16 protein-coding genes are annotated in these 15,688 nt (G+C 70.7%); 6 read left to right on the plus strand and 10 right to left on the minus strand.

Annotated features, from left to right (window positions below):
• The first annotated feature begins 262 nt into the window (after window positions 1-262).
• Window positions 263-511, plus strand: coding sequence for a DUF3073 domain-containing protein (locus tag F6W97_RS05820; protein ID WP_155369095.1), 249 nt, complete (start codon window positions 263-265; stop codon window positions 509-511).
• Between the two features lie 20 nt (window positions 512-531).
• Here the strand turns inward: F6W97_RS05820 and amcA are convergent, their stop codons facing one another.
• The 3 genes from amcA to F6W97_RS05835 form a co-directional block, all read right to left on the minus strand.
• A complete protein-coding gene (gene amcA / locus F6W97_RS05825; RefSeq protein WP_230686442.1) occupies window positions 532-717 on the minus strand; it encodes a multiple cyclophane-containing RiPP AmcA in 186 nt (61 codons plus the stop codon).
• On the minus strand, window positions 698-1,789 hold the full coding sequence (gene amcB, locus F6W97_RS05830) for a cyclophane-forming radical SAM peptide maturase AmcB (protein ID WP_155369548.1): 1,092 nt from the start codon (window positions 1,787-1,789) through the stop codon (window positions 698-700). The genes amcA and amcB overlap by 20 nt, the downstream gene beginning before the upstream one ends.
• A gap of 160 nt (window positions 1,790-1,949) precedes the next feature.
• Window positions 1,950-3,800, minus strand: coding sequence for a carboxypeptidase-like regulatory domain-containing protein (locus F6W97_RS05835; RefSeq protein WP_196278992.1), 1,851 nt, complete (start codon window positions 3,798-3,800; stop codon window positions 1,950-1,952).
• A gap of 326 nt (window positions 3,801-4,126) precedes the next feature.
• On the opposite strand from F6W97_RS05835, the gene F6W97_RS39990 reads away from it, so the two are divergent.
• The 3 genes from F6W97_RS39990 (at window position 4,127) to purM (ending at window position 7,404) form a co-directional block, all read left to right on the plus strand.
• Window positions 4,127-4,483, plus strand: a complete 357-nt coding sequence (locus F6W97_RS39990; protein WP_196278993.1) for a sterol carrier family protein — start codon at window positions 4,127-4,129, stop codon at window positions 4,481-4,483.
• Window positions 4,484-4,675: 192 nt separating this feature from the next.
• Complete coding sequence (purF, locus tag F6W97_RS05840; RefSeq protein ID WP_155369098.1) at window positions 4,676-6,196, plus strand: amidophosphoribosyltransferase; 1,521 nt, start codon at window positions 4,676-4,678, stop codon at window positions 6,194-6,196.
• Between the two features lie 65 nt (window positions 6,197-6,261).
• A complete protein-coding gene (purM, locus tag F6W97_RS05845; protein ID WP_155369099.1) occupies window positions 6,262-7,404 on the plus strand; it encodes a phosphoribosylformylglycinamidine cyclo-ligase in 1,143 nt (380 codons plus the stop codon).
• 171 nt (window positions 7,405-7,575) lie between these two features.
• On the opposite strand, the gene F6W97_RS05850 is transcribed toward purM, so the two are convergent.
• Together F6W97_RS05850 and F6W97_RS05855 are read right to left on the minus strand one after the other, a co-directional pair.
• Complete coding sequence (locus F6W97_RS05850) at window positions 7,576-8,451, minus strand: transketolase family protein (protein WP_155369100.1); 876 nt, start codon at window positions 8,449-8,451, stop codon at window positions 7,576-7,578.
• A gap of 2 nt (window positions 8,452-8,453) precedes the next feature.
• Complete coding sequence (locus tag F6W97_RS05855; RefSeq protein ID WP_155369101.1) at window positions 8,454-9,131, minus strand: transketolase; 678 nt, start codon at window positions 9,129-9,131, stop codon at window positions 8,454-8,456.
• A gap of 50 nt (window positions 9,132-9,181) precedes the next feature.
• Between F6W97_RS05855 and soxR the strand changes: the two genes are divergently transcribed.
• Together soxR and F6W97_RS05865 are read left to right on the plus strand one after the other, a co-directional pair.
• Window positions 9,182-9,619 (plus strand): redox-sensitive transcriptional activator SoxR, encoded by a 438-nt coding sequence (gene soxR, locus F6W97_RS05860; RefSeq protein WP_155369102.1) that lies wholly within the window; start codon window positions 9,182-9,184, stop codon window positions 9,617-9,619.
• A gap of 80 nt (window positions 9,620-9,699) precedes the next feature.
• The gene (locus tag F6W97_RS05865; protein ID WP_155369103.1) at window positions 9,700-10,356 is read left to right on the plus strand and encodes a transglycosylase domain-containing protein; all 657 of its coding nucleotides are present in this window, start codon (window positions 9,700-9,702) and stop codon (window positions 10,354-10,356) included.
• Between the two features lie 42 nt (window positions 10,357-10,398).
• Here F6W97_RS05865 and F6W97_RS05870 read toward each other — a convergent pair whose 3' ends face one another.
• The 5 genes from F6W97_RS05870 to purS form a co-directional block, all read right to left on the minus strand.
• On the minus strand, window positions 10,399-11,568 hold the full coding sequence (locus F6W97_RS05870; protein WP_155369104.1) for a hypothetical protein: 1,170 nt from the start codon (window positions 11,566-11,568) through the stop codon (window positions 10,399-10,401).
• On the minus strand, window positions 11,561-12,079 hold the full coding sequence (locus F6W97_RS05875; protein ID WP_155369105.1) for a sigma-70 family RNA polymerase sigma factor: 519 nt from the start codon (window positions 12,077-12,079) through the stop codon (window positions 11,561-11,563). The genes F6W97_RS05870 and F6W97_RS05875 overlap by 8 nt, the downstream gene beginning before the upstream one ends.
• A 193-nt stretch (window positions 12,080-12,272) precedes the next feature.
• A complete protein-coding gene (gene purL, locus F6W97_RS05880) occupies window positions 12,273-14,747 on the minus strand; it encodes a phosphoribosylformylglycinamidine synthase subunit PurL (RefSeq protein WP_155369106.1) in 2,475 nt (824 codons plus the stop codon).
• Window positions 14,744-15,430, minus strand: coding sequence for a phosphoribosylformylglycinamidine synthase subunit PurQ (gene purQ, locus F6W97_RS05885; RefSeq protein ID WP_155369107.1), 687 nt, complete (start codon window positions 15,428-15,430; stop codon window positions 14,744-14,746). Before purQ ends, purL begins: the two co-directional genes overlap by 4 nt.
• On the minus strand, window positions 15,427-15,669 hold the full coding sequence (purS, locus tag F6W97_RS05890; RefSeq protein ID WP_120317757.1) for a phosphoribosylformylglycinamidine synthase subunit PurS: 243 nt from the start codon (window positions 15,667-15,669) through the stop codon (window positions 15,427-15,429). The genes purQ and purS overlap by 4 nt, the downstream gene beginning before the upstream one ends.
• Between the last annotated feature and the right edge of the window lie 19 nt (window positions 15,670-15,688).

The following is a 15,688-nucleotide window of genomic DNA, read 5'->3' on the forward strand; positions in this document are numbered from 1 at the left end:
GTCATTCGCCCGATTGCCAGGCAACTTCCGCGATCAAGGACGTATCAAGGCGCTGGTCGCGTGCGGGTGCCGTCATTACTGGGGAGCGATATACTCCTTACCAGTAATAAAACGGACAGGTTCCGATGTGCTGCCAGACACCCGGTAACCCGAGATGCCGAAGTGGCCTCCTCCCATGTACCGTATGACCCACGAGAGATGTCTGACGTCATCGGGGCCCGCCTTCGGGTAGCCCCGTCATTCATGTGCGAGGGGGTCGGCCATGGGGCGCGGCCGAGCTAAGGCCAAGCAGACTAAGGTGGCCCGGGAGTTGAAGTACCACTCCCCGAACACCGACCTCGCCGCCTTGCAGCGCGAGCTTGCCGGTAGCGAGCTCAGCAGCGGCAGCGGCAGTGCTGTTGTCGAGGATCAGCGCGACGACGACGAGCCGGACCCGTACGACCCGTACGGGAACTACGCCGACGACGACGACGAAGACGACGACGGTAAGGACTGGACCCCCCGCCGCTGACTTCCTGAACGACCGCCGCCTCAGCGCGGCCGGTTGTTCCAGTTGAAGAAGGTCGGGATGTTCTCGAAGTGGTTCCAGGCGCAGACGGCGGTGCTGTCTGCGCCTGGCACTTCCGAACGGGCCAGCCGCGCGAGCCGAGCCTCCTCCAGCAGCGGAGTCAACTCGCCGCGTGCGTCGCGGATCCGGTCAGCCAGCGCGTCGGACATGGTCGAGCACTCCATCCAGTAGGTTGATCTTGCTGTTGCGGCAGTGCTCGGTCTGCGTGCCGTCGAACCGCCCGTGCTCGAAGTACCGGTTGGCGGCGTGCCCGCCGCCGCAGAAGCCGAAGTACGCGCAGGTGTCCCGGCAGGCCTCCACCCCGGCGAGGAACTCCGGCACCCAGCTGGTGTGCCGTGGCTCGGCCAGCAGCGACGACAGCGGTGCGTGCAGCACGTTGCCGCTGCTGAAGTCGCCGTGCACCGCGTCGTGGAAACCCGCCAGCTCCGGCGAGAGCAGCACCACAGCCCCGTCATGGCCGACGGTCGGGATGGGGTCCAGCTCACGCGGCAGCAGGTCGTCCGACGTGCCGTCGAGCACCGCGCCGAGGTAGCGCAGGCTCCACTCCAGCTCGCGGACGTGAATCCGCGGGTCGGCCCGCCAGGCCCCGACCAGCTCCGCCCAGAAGGCCCGCACCGCATCCGGGTCATGGGCGTTGGCACGCTCGTTGACCCCCTCGCGCTCCTCGATGTTGACGCCGAGCGTGTCGCAGCCCAGCTCCAGGAAGTACTCGTAGAGCCGCGACGCCACGCCCGGCCGCGGGTCGCCCACCACGCACAGCGCCGCGAACGACTGGCCGTGCCGCCGCAGCGCCCCGATCCCCTTGACGATCCGGTCGTACGCGGGCCGCCCCGCGCGCGAGACCCGCTCCGCGTTGAGGTCCTCCGGCCCGTCCACGCTGACGCTCACCCGCACCCCGCGGGCGGCGAAGAACTCGCACCAGGCGTCGTCCAGCAGCGTCGCGTTGGTCTGCACGTGCTGCTCGACCGCAGCGTCGAAGGGGGCCATCAGCGCCCCCAGATGGTCCCTGCCGGCCGCGAGCGGCTCACCCCCGTGCCAGACCACCGAGAAGCGGCCGAGGGCCGCCCAGGCGTTCGCATCGGCCGCCACCGCCCGCGCCACCTCGACCGGCATCCGCCGGTCCTGGGCGCGCAGGGGCAGGTAGCAGTAGACGCAGTCCAAGTTGCACAGGGTCGTGGGCTGCATCACCACGTATGCCGGCACCCGGGACACCCCGCGCATGCCGTTGACGGTGGCCACCCCACCATTCCAGCAAACGCGCGGTCTCCTGTCTCCCCTCTCCCGCGCCGTGCGCCCCGACACGCCGCAGGAGAGTCCCCGCAGACGCAGACGCCCCCCGGGGAACTCCGGGGGGCGTCTGTCCGTCACGAGTGCTTGCCGCTCAGTCGTCCAGCCAGTCGAGACGGCGGTTGTCCCGGTTGCTGCGGCGGTCGTCGTTGTAGCCGCCGCCCTGCTGGCCGTAGCCGCCCTCGGCGCCGTACGGGTCCTGCTGGCCGTAGCCGGCGGCCGGGGGCGTGCCGTACGGGTCCTGCTGCTGGCCGTAGCCGCCCTGCTGCCCGTAGCCCGGCTGCTGCTGGCCGTACGGGTCCTGCTGGCCGTAGCCGGGCTGCTGCTGCTGGCCGTACCCGCCGCCGGACTGCGGTGCGCCGTACGGGTCCTGCTGGCCGTAGGCGGGCTGCTGGCCGTAGGACTCCTGGCCGTAGGCCGGCTGCTGCTGGCCGTAGCCGCCGGGCTGCTGGCCGTAGGAGCTGCCGCCGGACGTCGGGCCCGCGTAGTGCGTGGGCTCGTCGTACTGGCCCTGGTAGCCCTGCTGCCCGTAGCCGGGCTGCTGCCCGTAGCCCTGCTGCTGCCCGTAGCCGGCCTGCTGGCCGTAGCCCTGGTCGTAGCTGGGCTGGCCCCCGCTGTAGCCGGAGGTCGGGGTGGTCGAGCCGTAGGCGTCCGCCGGGTTGCCGCCGTAGCCGGAGGTCGGCGCGGGGCTGCCGTAGCCGGAGGTCGGCGCCGGGCTGCCGTAGCCGCTGGTGGGCGCCGGGCTGCCGTAACCCGAGGTCGGGGCCGGGTTGCCGTAGCCGGACGTCGGGGCCGGGCTGCCGTAGCCGCTGGTCGGCGCGACCGGGGAGCCGCCGTAGCCGCCGCCGGCCGGAGCGTCGTAGCCGCCGTACTGCTGGGTCGGCTGCGCGGGCGAGCCGTAGCCGCCGTACTGCTGGGTCGGCTGGGCGGGGGCGCCGTAGGGCTGCTGCGGGCCGCGCTGGGCGGGCACGCCGCCGTACTCGCCGGGGCGGTGCATCACCGTCGCGTCGGCACCCGGGCGGGCCACCATGGTCGGGTCGGCGGGGCGGCCGTACGCACCACCGCCGCCGTAGGCGCCGGCTCCCGCGCCCGCACGAACGGGCTGCTGGGCCGCGGGGCGCACCGGACGGCCGCGGACCGGCTCGTCGTCGTCGTCATCGTCGTCATCATCGTCATCGTCATCGTCGTCATCGCCGCCGCGCTTCATCACGAGCAGGACGATCGCACCGATGCCCAGCGCGACCAGCAGGCCGCCCAGGATGATCATGACCCAGGTCATCGTGCCCAGACCATCGTCCTCGTTGTTCGAGGCGGGATCGGTCTCCACGGCTTCGCCGCTCGTGTCGCCGGACTCCTCGACGAGCGGGCTCTCCTCGGCGGTCGGCGTGACCTCGGCGGTCGGCGAAGCGGTGGCGCTCACGTCGACCATCGAGACGCTCACGTCGGTCTTCGACTGCCCGGCGTTCAGGTTCAGCGTGATGTTCTTCAGCGTGTACGGGTCCTTCTGGACCGTGATCACGATGAGGCCGGGAGCGATCGGGTTGGACGCGGTGGGCGTGAAGTTGAAGGTGCCCGCCGAACCCGTCTGCTTGCTCGGGTGCTGCTTGTCGTCACCGTCGGAGAGCTGCACGATCGCGCCGCTGATCGGGTCACCGGTCTTCTGATCCCGGACCACACCCGAGATCTTGCCGGTGGACTCGGCCTGCTGAACAGCCGCCTGCAGGTTGATCACCGCAGTGTCCTGCTGGCCGTCCACCGTGACGGTGACCGTCACCTTCTCGCCCTGCGTGGGGTCGCCGGAGACGGTGAGCTTGATCTCGAACGGCTTCGACGCGTCGGCCGCCACGGAGGCATCCGCCGCGACATTGCACTGCGTGCACTCGACCTTGGAGCTGTTGTCGCTCGCGTTGATCGCACCGAGGCCGGCTGTGGCGTTATTCGTCACCGTTCCCTTGATGGTGATCGTGTCGCCTTTTTTGGCCGACGAGGGGAACGAGTCGATGTCGACCTTCGCGGCCGCCGCTGATGCGGGTGCGGAAACGCCAACGAGTGTGCCGAGTGACACCATCGCTACCACTCCGACGCGTGCCAACCAGGACCGTCGCTGGGTAGTCACGGCCACCGCCTTCCAAGCTCCTCGATATCCCACAGCGATCGGGGTGTGGGGGGCGCTGCGGGAATACACCGACCGCAACTATGCCTTGCGAAGCAAGGGTTGCGCGACCCAGGGCCGTCACAAACTGAGCGGAAGTCATCTTGTATCGTCCGCTTATGCCCCCCTCGCCGGATATCTCCCCAGCCGTGCGCGCCGCTCTGGACTGCCTGGCCACCGGCCAGGCTCCGGAACGTTTGACGCTCCGCGATGCGGTTAGGGCATTGTTGGCACATCTAGCGGCCACGGCCCCTGGCCGTTCGGTGGAGGTACGCATTCCTCCATACGGCGCGATTCAGTGCGTCGAGGGTCCGCGGCATACGAGAGGCACGCCACCGAACCTCGTCGAGACCGATCCGGTCACCTTCCTTCAGCTCGCCGCCGGTCGGGTGGATTGGTCGGTCGCGGTGGCGGATGGGCGGATTCGTGCAAGCGGGATTCGTTCCGATATCAGCACTCTTTTCCCGATTGTCTAGGCCGCCCGCACGGGTGGTCCGCATTCAGTCACGTAGCACACAGCCCGGCCACCGGGGTGCCCGCCCTGCCGGGTCACGTACACTGAGCTGCGGCGGCGATCGCCGCCGGACGCCGACACACACCACCGATGCCGGCTTACTGAGCAGGGCATCTAGGCAGCTACTGAAGCGACAAGCGCAAGGAGCAACAGGGTGCCCCGAGGCGACGGCCGGTTGAGCCACGAACTCGACCCCCACCGGCCAGGCCCGCAAGACGCATGCGGCGTCTTCGGTGTCTGGGCCCCTGGTGAAGAGGTTGCCAAACTCACCTACTTCGGCCTGTACGCGCTGCAGCACCGCGGCCAGGAGGCCGCCGGCATCGCGGTGAGCGACGGTTCCGGTGTCGTGGTCTACAAGGACGTCGGCCTGGTCGCCCAGGTCTTCGACGAGCCGACGCTGGCCAGCCTGCGCGGGCATCTCGCCATCGGGCACGCCCGCTACTCCACCACCGGCGACTCGACCTGGGAGAACTCCCAGCCCACCCTGCAGTCGACCACCGGTGGCACCACGATCGCGCTGGCCCACAACGGCAACCTGGTGAACACCGCCGACCTGGCCCGCCGCGCCAAGGAGCTCGGCATGGACAGCCGCGGCTCCACCAACGACACCAGCCTGGTGACGATGCTGCTGGCCGGCCACCCGGACCTGTCCGTCGAGGGCGCCGCGATGAAGGTGCTGCCGACCGTCGAGGGCGCGTTCAGCTTCGTCTTCATGGACGAGAACACCCTCTACGCGGCCCGCGACCACCATGGCGTACGCCCCCTGGTGCTGGGCCGGCTGGAGCGCGGCTGGGTCGTCGCGAGCGAGCAGGCGGCGCTGGACATCGTCGGGGCTTCCGTGGTCCGCGAGGTCGAGCCCGGCGAGCTGATCGCCATCGACGAGCACGGCCTGCGCTCGTCGCGCTTCGCCGCGCCGGACCCCAAGGGCTGCCTGTTCGAGTACGTCTACCTGGCCCGCCCCGACGCGACCATCAACGGCCGCAACATGTACTCGACCCGGGTGGCGATCGGCCGCAAGCTGGCCGCCGAGCACCCGGTCGAGGCCGACCTGGTCATCCCCGTGCCCGAGTCGGGCACCCCGGGCGCGATCGGCTACGCCGAGGCCTCCGGCATCCCCTACGGCCAGGGCCTGATGAAGAACGCCTACGTCGGGCGCACCTTCATCCAGCCGTCGCAGACCATCCGCGCGCTCGGCGTACGCCTCAAGCTCAACCCGCTGCGCGACAACGTGCGGGGCAAGCGCCTCGTCGTGGTCGACGACTCCATCGTGCGCGGCACCACCCAGCGCGCCATCGTGCGCATGCTGCGCGAGGCGGGCGCGCTGGAGGTGCACGTGCGCATCTCCTCTCCGCCGGTGAAGTGGCCGTGTTTCTACGGCATCGACTTCGCGACCGGCGCCGAACTGCTGGCGAACGGCATGGACATGGAGGGCATCCGCCGCTCCATCGGCGCCGACTCGCTCGGCTACGTGTCGCTCGAGGGGCTCATCGCCGCCACCGAGCAGCCGAAGAACCGCCTGTGCCGGGCCTGCTTCGACGGCGAGTACCCGATCAAGCTGCCCGCAGACAACCTGATCGGCAAACACGTGCTCGAAGGGGTCGGCCGCCGGGTCGGCTCGGATGAGCGCAGCGGCGACCAGTCGTCAGCTCCGGCCACGGAACTGAGCAGGTCTTAGTACCACTCGTCACGGCACCGCCGACCCTTCCCAGAGCGGCGCCGCGCACAAAGAGGAGAAATACCGTGACCCACGTGACCGAGCGCCCCGTGTCCGGGCAACCGGAGAACGGAGACCGTCAGCTGTGGACGGCGGAGGGCAGCACCAACCGCCGCCGCACCGTCACCTACGCCGACGCGGGCGTGTCGATCCACGCCGGTGACAGGGCCGTGGAGATGCTGAAGGACAAGGTCGCGCGGACGCACCGGCCCGAGGTGCTGGGCGGGCTCGGTGGCTTCTCCGGCCTGTTCAAGCTCGACACCTCGAAGTACAAGAGCCCGGTGCTGGCCTCCTCCACCGACGGCGTGGGCACCAAGCTCGCCATCGCGCAGCAGATGAACATCCACGACACGGTCGGCATCGACCTGGTCGCGATGGTCGTCGACGACCTGGTCGCGTGCGGCGCGGAGCCGCTGTTCCTGCTCGACTACATCGCCTGCGGCGAGGTCGTGCCGGACCGGATCGCCGAGATCGGCGCGGGTATCGCCGACGGCTGCCGGTACGCCGGCTGCGCGCTGCTGGGTGGCGAGACCGCCGAGCACCCCGGCCTGATGCGCCCGGACGAGTACGACCTGTCGGCCAACGGTGTCGGCGTCGTCGAGGAGGACCTGATCCTCGGCGCGGAGCGGGTGCAGCCCGGTGACGTGGTCATCGCCATGCGCTCCTCCGGCCTGCACTCCAACGGCTACTCGCTGGTCCGCCACGTGCTGCTCGGCCAGGCCCGCCTGAAGCTCGACTCGGTCATCGAGGACCTGGGCGACCAGCGCACCCTCGGCGAGGAGCTGCTGACCCCCACCAAGATCTACGCCAAGGACTGCCTCAGCCTGATCGCCGAGTGCGACGTGCACGCGCTCTGCCACGTCACCGGCGGCGGCATCCCCGGCAACCTGGTCCGCGTCCTCCCCAAGCACCTGGACGCGACGGTCAACCGCTCCACCTGGGCCCCCCAGCCCATCTTCGACCTGATCCAGCGCAAGGGCCGCATCGACCAGCACGACCTCGAATCGACCTTCAACATGGGCGTGGGCATGTTCGCCGTCGTCTCCGCCGCCGACGCCGACCGCGCCATGGCGCTGCTGACCGGCCGCGGCGTCGAATGCTGGCACGTCGGCGACATCATCGAAGGCACCGGCCAGGTCCACATGCTCGGCTCCCACACCCGCGGCTAACCGCCCTCTTCACCCGGCCACACCAAGATCGCGACGATCTTGCACGGACTGTGGGGATGACACGCCCCAATAGGGCATATCCCTAACAGTTCACGCAAGATCGTCGCGATCTTGCTTTGTCCACGGACCTGCGGGGTGGGGTGGGGTGGGGTGGGGTGGGGTGGGGAGTGGTCAGGGGAGCCAGGTGGTCAGGGAGGCGCGGAGGCCGGCGGGGTCCAGGCCGTGGCGGCGGGCGTGGTCCGCCGGGGTGCCGTAGGCGTGCAGGTCCTGGTGGGTGACGCCGAGGCTGAGAAGGCGGTGGGGGCGGTCGGCGAGGGCCTGGGAGATCACGTGGACTGAGGTGCCGGCGAGGTAGGGCTCGACCAGGGCCACGTTGCCGGAGGCGGCGAGTTCGCGCAGGCCGGTGGTGTCGAAGGGGCGGGGCGTGTGGGTGTACGCCACCGTCACGTCCAGGCCGCGGGTCGCCTCAAGGACCGGGGCGAGCATCGGGCCGACCGCCACGACCAGGGCCTTCGTGCCGTGGCGCACGGGACGCAGCAGCGCCGCGTCGGCGTACGCGATGTCGTTGGTCTGGGTCGACAACCGCAGGTAGACCGGATCGTCGTGGGCGGCGGCCGCGGTGAGCAGCGGCGCGACCTCGCCGGGGTGGCCGGGCACGTGGATGGTCCAGCCGGGCAGGGTGTCGATGAGCTGCACGTCCATCGGGGACATGTGGGTGTAGCCCGCGGACGAGCCGTCGTAGGACGCGCCCACGCTGACCAGGATCGCGCCGACGCCCTGGTGGCCCAGGTCCAGCTTGATCTGCTCGTAGGCCCGGTCGACCAGGAACGTGGCGTAGCTGTGCGCGATGGGCCGCAGCCCGGTCAGCGCCAGCCCGCCCGCCACTCCGATCATGAGCTGCTCGCGGATGCCGACGTTGAGCACCCGGTCGGGATGTTTGAACGCCGCCTGCTCGAAGGCCGCGGCGGAGATGTCGGCCAGCACCAGTGCGGTACGCGGATCCTCGTCGATCAGCGCGGTCGCGGTGTCGATGAACGCCTGCCTCATGATCAGCTCCCTTTCGTCTCGACGACCGCCACGACCACGTGCGGTGCGCCCTCGGCCGCCTGCCGCAGCCCGGCCTCGACGGCGTCGTGGTCGCGCCCGTCGACGGTCACCGCGGTCCACCCGTGCACCGCGAACCGGGAGGCGATCCCGCCCGGCCAGCCGTGCGACGCGCTCCGGTTGTCGATCACCACGGCGGTGACCGAGTCCAGGCCGGTGGCGCCCGCGTACGCGATCGCCTCGTGGTTGCTGCCCTCGTCCAGCTCCGCGTCGCCGAGCAGCACGTACACCCGCGGCTCCAGCCTCCCTTGGGCCCGCAGCCCGAGCGCGGTGCCCACGCCCAGGCCCAGCCCGTGCCCGAGCGAACCCGAGCTGATCTCCACGCCGGGCACCCGCAGCCGGTCCGGGTGGTGCCCGAGCGGGCTTTCCGCGCCGGCGAGATCGTCGAGCCATTCGTGCGGCAGGAAACCCTTCGCCGCCAGCACCGCGTAGTAGGCGGCCGGCCCGTGCCCTTTGGAGAGCAGGAACCGGTCCCGGTCGGGGTCGTCGAGCCGGCGCGGGTCCACGCGCAGCACCCGGTCGTAGAGCACCCAGAGCACGTCGAGGGTCGAGAACGCGCTCGGTGCGTGCTTCTCGTCCCCCGTCAGCCGCGTGATCAGCGGCTCAACCTCCAGCACTGTCATATGAGTAGCCTGCAAGTTAAAGTGCACTTGAACTCAAGTACGGGGGACGGGTGAAATCGGTGACGCTCACCATCGGCGAATTGTCGGCCCGCAGCGGGGTCGCGCCGTCGGCGCTGCGGTTCTACGAGGAGCGCGGGCTGATCCACTCCACCCGCACCAGCGGCAACCAGCGGCGGTACGAGCGCAGCGAGCTGCGCCGCGTCTCGTTCATCCGGATCGCACAGCAGGTCGGGGTGTCCCTGGAACGGATCAGCGACGCGCTGAAGGAACTGCCCGAGGGGCGTACGCCCACCAAGGCCGACTGGACCCGGCTGTCCGCGCGCTGGCGGTCCGAACTCGACGACCGGATCGCGTTGATGCAACGCCTGCGCGACACGCTCGACGGGTGCATCGGCTGCGGCTGCCTGTCCCTGCAGTCCTGCCGGCTCTACAACCCGGGCGACGAGCTTGCCGTCCAGGGCCCTGGCCCGCGCAAACTGCTGCGCTGAGCCGCAGGCCGCGGCGCTCGCCCGCAACGCGGAGTCGCTTCAGGACTGCGAACGATCATCGATGCGTTTACCGTATCGGAATGACCCTTGTCGAACTCCCGAAGTCCGCGGCGGCCGCCATGCCCCCACCACGGCGGCGCGCCCTGCGCCGGCTGGTCGGGGCCGCGGTGGCGCTCGTGCTCCTCGCGGGCGTCGCCTTCGGCCTGGCCGAGTACTACTACGCGAGCGTGCCCATCCCGCGCGACAAGACCGGCGGACATGCGGTGCGGGCGGAGAACCTGCGCCCCGGTGTCGCCAACACCATCGTCGCGGCCGTCGATCCCGACTTCTACGAGCAGTCTGGCGAACTCATCTGGCCCTCCTCGGAGATCGCCAAGCGGTACGCGGTGGTCGCGATGGGCATGTCCGCCGAAGACCTGGACAGCTGGCGGGTACGCGTCGGCGCGCACAAGCTGGAGGGCTGGTTCACGAAGAACCAGCTACTCGACTTCTACCTCAACACGGCGTTATACGGCGAGGGCGTGACCGGGCTGGGAGCAGCCGCGACGCTGTACTTCGACAAGCATCCTCGGGACCTCAGCATCGCCGAGGGGGCGCTGCTCGCGGCGCACCTCGACCCGGCCCCGGGCGACGTGCCGGCCGCCTGGAACCGGGTACTCGACACCATGGTCGAACGCGGCTGGCTGAGCACCACCGAACGCACCGGGCTGGTGCTCCCGAAGACGGTCCAGCGGTGAACCGGCGGCGGCCGCGGCCCCGTGACCGCAGCCGCCGACCGTTCAGTACCTCATCGAGTAGCGTCCGAACTCCTGGTCGCCGATTCGGACGTACACCGAGTGGGGCCCCAGGTCGTTACGCACGTCGGGCGCGTCCGGCGCCCCGGGAAGCTCCAGTTCGAAAATGACCTGCCAGGTGCCCGGCCACGTTTCGTCCCGTCGGCACCGCACCCACTGCTGTGCGCCCTCGCATGGGGCCCGCACCACCGTGGCACCTGGGACGGTCCCCACCGACAGCAGCACCGTCACCGGGGTGTCCGCCGGCAGCTGGTCCTGCACCCTGATGGTGACCGGCACCTCCACCTTTCGGCGCCCGCCTTCCGCGTCGCGCACGTTCGGCCGGGCCACGTCGACCGTGATCCGCACCACCGCCGGATCGGCGACGAACGACGGCGCGCCGCCCGACCGGCTGAACGCCGCGCCGTTCCAGCGGAAGTCACGCCACTGGTAGAGCCCGATCGGCCCGCCGGACAGGTCGCTGTACGTCGTCTCGTGGTTGCCGACCTCGACCTGGATCTCGCCCGAAGTGTCCGCAGCCAGCTTCGTGATCCGTTCCACCGCGTCCGGCGTGCCCGTCGCCGCGGTATGCGGCGGCTCGACCTGCGCGACCACCCCGAGCGTGCTGAACCCGTCGCCGCTGCGCCGGAACGCGACCACCTGGCCCAGCGGGATCTCGCCGGGACGGCAGTAGATCAGGGCCACCTGCTCTGGCGTGCCGTCCTCGTCGAGGTCCGTCTCCACCGCGCTGTCGATCCAGGTCTGCGTGCCGACCTTGCCGGCGCGGAAGCGGGTCGGCCCGGTCGGGCAGTCCTGCCCGCCAACCGTGCGCGCGGGCAGGTCCAGCGTCGCCTCGGCCAGCCCGTGCCGCGGGCCGGTGGTGACGACCGGGAGCGGTGAGGCGCTGCGCACCGGGCTGGCCGTCGGGCTCACCCCAGCGGTCCCGCCGGGCGTCGGCACCGTCGGCCCCGGCCCGCCCAGCGTGGTGAACACGACACCACCGGCCAGAGCCGCGGCCAGCGCGCTCGCCGCGACCCCGACGGAACGGACCCGCTTGCGGTGCCGCACCGCGGTGTACGCCGCCCCGCTGCCCGTCGGCCGGATCAGCGGATCGGTGTCGGCGCGGTACGCGTCCACCGCGGACCACAGGACGTCGTCCTGCTCGAAGTCAGACATGGTCGTGCTCCTTCCAGGCCTCGGTGAGCTGGGCGGCGAGCGCGGTCCGGCCGCGATGCAGCCAGGACTTCACGGTGCCCTCGGCGACGTCCTCCTGCGCGGCGATCTCCGCGATGGTGAGCTGGGCGATGTAGAACAGCACGCACGCACGCCGCTGCACGTCCGGCAGCGTGGCCAGGGCACGGGTGAGCGCCACCCGGTCCGGCCCCGGGGCGGGCACGTGTTCATCGCGCTGGCGGCGCAGGAAGTTCAGCGCCGTACGCCGCCTGCGCCAACCGCTGGTCGCGAGGTTCCAGGCGACCCGGCGCACCCACGCGGGCGGGTCGTTGTAGCGGGCGATCGTGTCCCATCGGGCCAGCGCCCGGACGAACGCCTCCTGCACCATGTCCTGCGCCTCGGTCAGATTCCCCAGGTAGGCGTTGAGCTGCAGGGTGAGGCTGTGGAAATGCGCGGCGTAACACTCCTCGAAGTCGGCCCGGCGGACCGATCCGTCGTCGCGGTAAGGGGCCATCACTCCCCGTTCTCCCCTGTCGTGGCGGGCCCCGTCGGCCCGTCGCGACATCACGCCGCACGCCACCCGGAGGTTGCGAAGATCTTTCCCGAAACGACACGGTCGCGGCGCCCCGCCCCGGACGGCGGGAAACGAAACGGGCGCCGCCCCGCTGCGGACAGCGGAACGGCACCCGGATCAGGTGATGCGTGGGTCAGCCCTCGGTGCGCCGGCCCTCGTCGTCGGCCTGCGCGACCTCGCCGGGCTGCTCCGCCGGCTCGCCCTCGGCCGGCAGCGCCGCCGGGGTCTCCGCCTCGACCAGGACGGTCTCGGTGACCTCGACGGTCTCGACGACCGCCAGGGTCTCGACCACCGGCGCGGGGGCGTCCGCACCGGGCTCGCCCGCGCCGAACATCCGCGGCAGCGTGCTGGAGAAGGCCTCCCGCAGCTCGGCCTGCGACACCGTGAAGCGGCCCGCCTCGCCGTGGCCGATGACCGTCAGGTCCGCGCCCTCGTCGTCGACCTGGCCCAGGATGGTCGCCGGCAGCTCGTGCTCGGCCAGCAGCGACTCGAACGCCTGGCGGTGGCCCACCGGAACGCTGATCAGCACCCGGCCGGCCGACTCGCTGAACAGCGACACGAACGGCTCGATGTCCACGGGCAGGGTCACCGTCGCGCCGAGGCCCTTGCGCAGCACCGACTCGACCAGCGCCTGCGCCAGACCGCCATCGGACAGGTCGTGCGCCGAGCGGACCAGGCCGGTCTCGGCGGCCCGCTGCATGAAGCCGGCGATGGCCTGCTCCCGGGCGAAGTCGACCTTCGGCGGGCGGCCGCCGAGGTGCTGGTGCGCCACCCAGGCCCACTCGGAGCCGGACAGCTCCAGGCTGGTCTCGCCCAGCAGCACCAGCACGTCACCGGTGTGGCTGAAGCCCATCGGGATGCGCTGCGCCACGTTCTCCAGCACGCCGAGCACGCCCACGACCGGGGTCGGGTGGATCGCCACCGCCCCGGTCTGGTTGTAGAAGCTGACGTTGCCGCCGGTCACCGGGATGCCCAGCTCCTGGCAGCCGTCCGCGATGCCGCGTACGGCCTCGGCGAACTGCCACATGACCGACGGGTCCTCCGGCGAGCCGAAGTTGAGGCAGTCCGTGACCGCGACCGGCTCCGCGCCGGTGACGGCCACGTTGCGGTACGCCTCGGCCAGGGCCAGCTTCGCGCCCTCGTACGGGTCGAGGCGGGCGAAGCGGGAGTTGCAGTCCAGCGACAGCGCGACGCCGAGACCCGACTGCTCGTCGAGGCGGACGATGCCGGAGTCCTCCGGCTGCGCCAGCACGGTGTTGCCCAGCACGTAGCGGTCGTACTGCTCGGTCACCCAGCTGCGGTCGCACAGGTTCGGCGACGCGGCCAACTTGAGCAGCGTGTCCTTGAGCTGGAAGTCGTGGTGCGGGCGGGGCAGCGTCTCCGCGCGGTCGGCCTGCAGCAGGATCAGGTCCGCTGGCTCCCGCAGCGGCCGGGCGTACACCGGGCCGTCGTCGGCGAGGCTGCCCGGGGGCACGTCCACCACGGTCTCGCCGTGGAACGTGATCCGGACCCGGCCGGTGTCGGTGACGACGCCGATCGGGGTGGCGATGACGCCCCACAGCTGGGCGATGCCGAGCACCGCGTCCAGCTTGCCCGGCTCCACGATGAAGAGCATCCGCTCCTGCGACTCGCTGGCCAGGATCTCCTGCGGCTCCATCGAGGCCTCACGCAGGTGGACCTTCTCCAGCTGGATGTCCATGCCGGTGCCCGCCGACGCGGCGGTCTCGGTGAGCGCGCAGGTCAGGCCGGCGCCGCCGAGGTCCTGCACACCGACGATCAGCTTGGCCGCGTACAGCTCCAGGCACGACTCGATGAGCAGCTTCTCGGTGAACGGGTCGCCCACCTGCACGGCCGGACGGCGCTGCTGCGACTCGTCGTCGAAGGTCGCGCTGGCCAGCACGGACACGCCGCCGATGCCGTCACGGCCGGTCTTCGCGCCCATCAGCACCACGATGTTGCCGGGGCCGTCGGCCTCCTTGCGCTGCAGTCCGTCGACCGGCAGCACGCCCAGGCTGAGCGCGTTGACCAGCGGGTTGCCCTGGTAGCACTCGTCGAAGAAGACCTCGCCGCCGACGTTGGGCAGGCCCAGGCAGTTGCCGTAGCCGCCGACGCCGGCCACCACGCCGGGCAGCACCCGCTGGGTGTCCGGGTGGTCCGCGGCGCCGAAGCGCAGCGAGTCCATCACCAGGATCGGGCGGGCGCCCATGGCGAGGATGTCGCGCACGATGCCGCCGACACCGGTCGCCGCACCCTGGTAGGGCTCGACGAACGACGGGTGGTTGTGCGACTCGACCTTGAAGGTGACCGCGATCTTCTCGTTGATCTGGATGACACCGGCGTTCTCGCCCATGCCGGCCAGCATCCGGTCCGACGGCGGGGCCTTCTCGCCGAACTGGCGCAGGTGCACCTTGCTCGACTTGTACGAGCAGTGCTCGCTCCACATGATCGAGTACATGGCCAGCTCGGACTGGGTCGGCCGGCGGCCCAGGATCTGCTTGATCCGCTGGTACTCGTCGTCCTTGAGACCCAGCTCCAGGTAGGGCTGCAGCTCGTCAGGGGTGGACTCGGCGTCCTTCACCGTGTCCACGGTGATCGATTCGAGGTTCATGCTGCCGCCTTAGCGTCGGCCAGGTGCTTGAGCACCGACGAGAAGAATCCGAGGCCGTCCAGCGACGGGCCGGTCAGCGCTTCGACCGCGTGCTCCGGGTGGGGCATGATGCCCAGCACGTTGCCGGCCTCGTTGCGGATCGCCGCGATGTCGCGAACCGACCCGTTCGGGTTGCCGCGGATGTAGCGCGCGACGATCTGGCCGCCTGCCTCGAGCTCGTCCAGGGTGCGCTGGTCGGCGACGTAGCAGCCCTCGCCGTTCTTCACCGGGATCAGGATCTCCTGCCCCTCGGTGAAGTGGCTCGTCCAGGCCGTCGAGGAGTTCTCCATCCGCAGCCACTGGTCGCGGTTGCGGAAGTGCAGGTGCTGGTTGCGGGTCAGCGCGCCGGGCAGCAGGTGGGCCTCGCAGAGGATCTGGAAGCCGTTGCAGATGCCCAGGACCGGCATGCCACCGCGGGCGGCGTCGGCGATCGTCTCCATCACCGGCGCGAACCGGGCGATCGCGCCGCAGCGCAGGTAGTCACCGTAGGAGAAGCCGCCCGGGAGCACCACGGCGTCGACGCCGTGCAGGTCCGGGTCGGCGTGCCAGAGCCGTACGACCTCGGCTCCGGAGATACGTGCGGCACGGGCCGCGTCCCCGTCGTCCAGCGAACCGGGGAAGGTCACCACACCGATCTTGCTCATGCTGCTTCGACTACCCGGATCTCGTAGTCCTCGATGACCGGGTTGGCGAGGAGCTTGTCCGCGATCTCGCGAGCCCTCTCCAGGTCGGCATCTCCAGCGAAATCGATCTCCACACGACGACCGATACGCACTGAGGCGACGTCATTGACGCCCAGGCGGGGCAGCGCGTTCGCGACGGCCTGCCCCTGCGGGTCGAGGATCTCGGGCTTAAGCATGACGTCAACCACGACGCGAGCCACGGGGAAACTCCTGACTTTT

Source organism: Catellatospora vulcania (assembly GCF_009720385.1).
GTDB classification, from domain to species: Bacteria; Actinomycetota; Actinomycetes; order Mycobacteriales; family Micromonosporaceae; genus Catellatospora; species Catellatospora vulcania.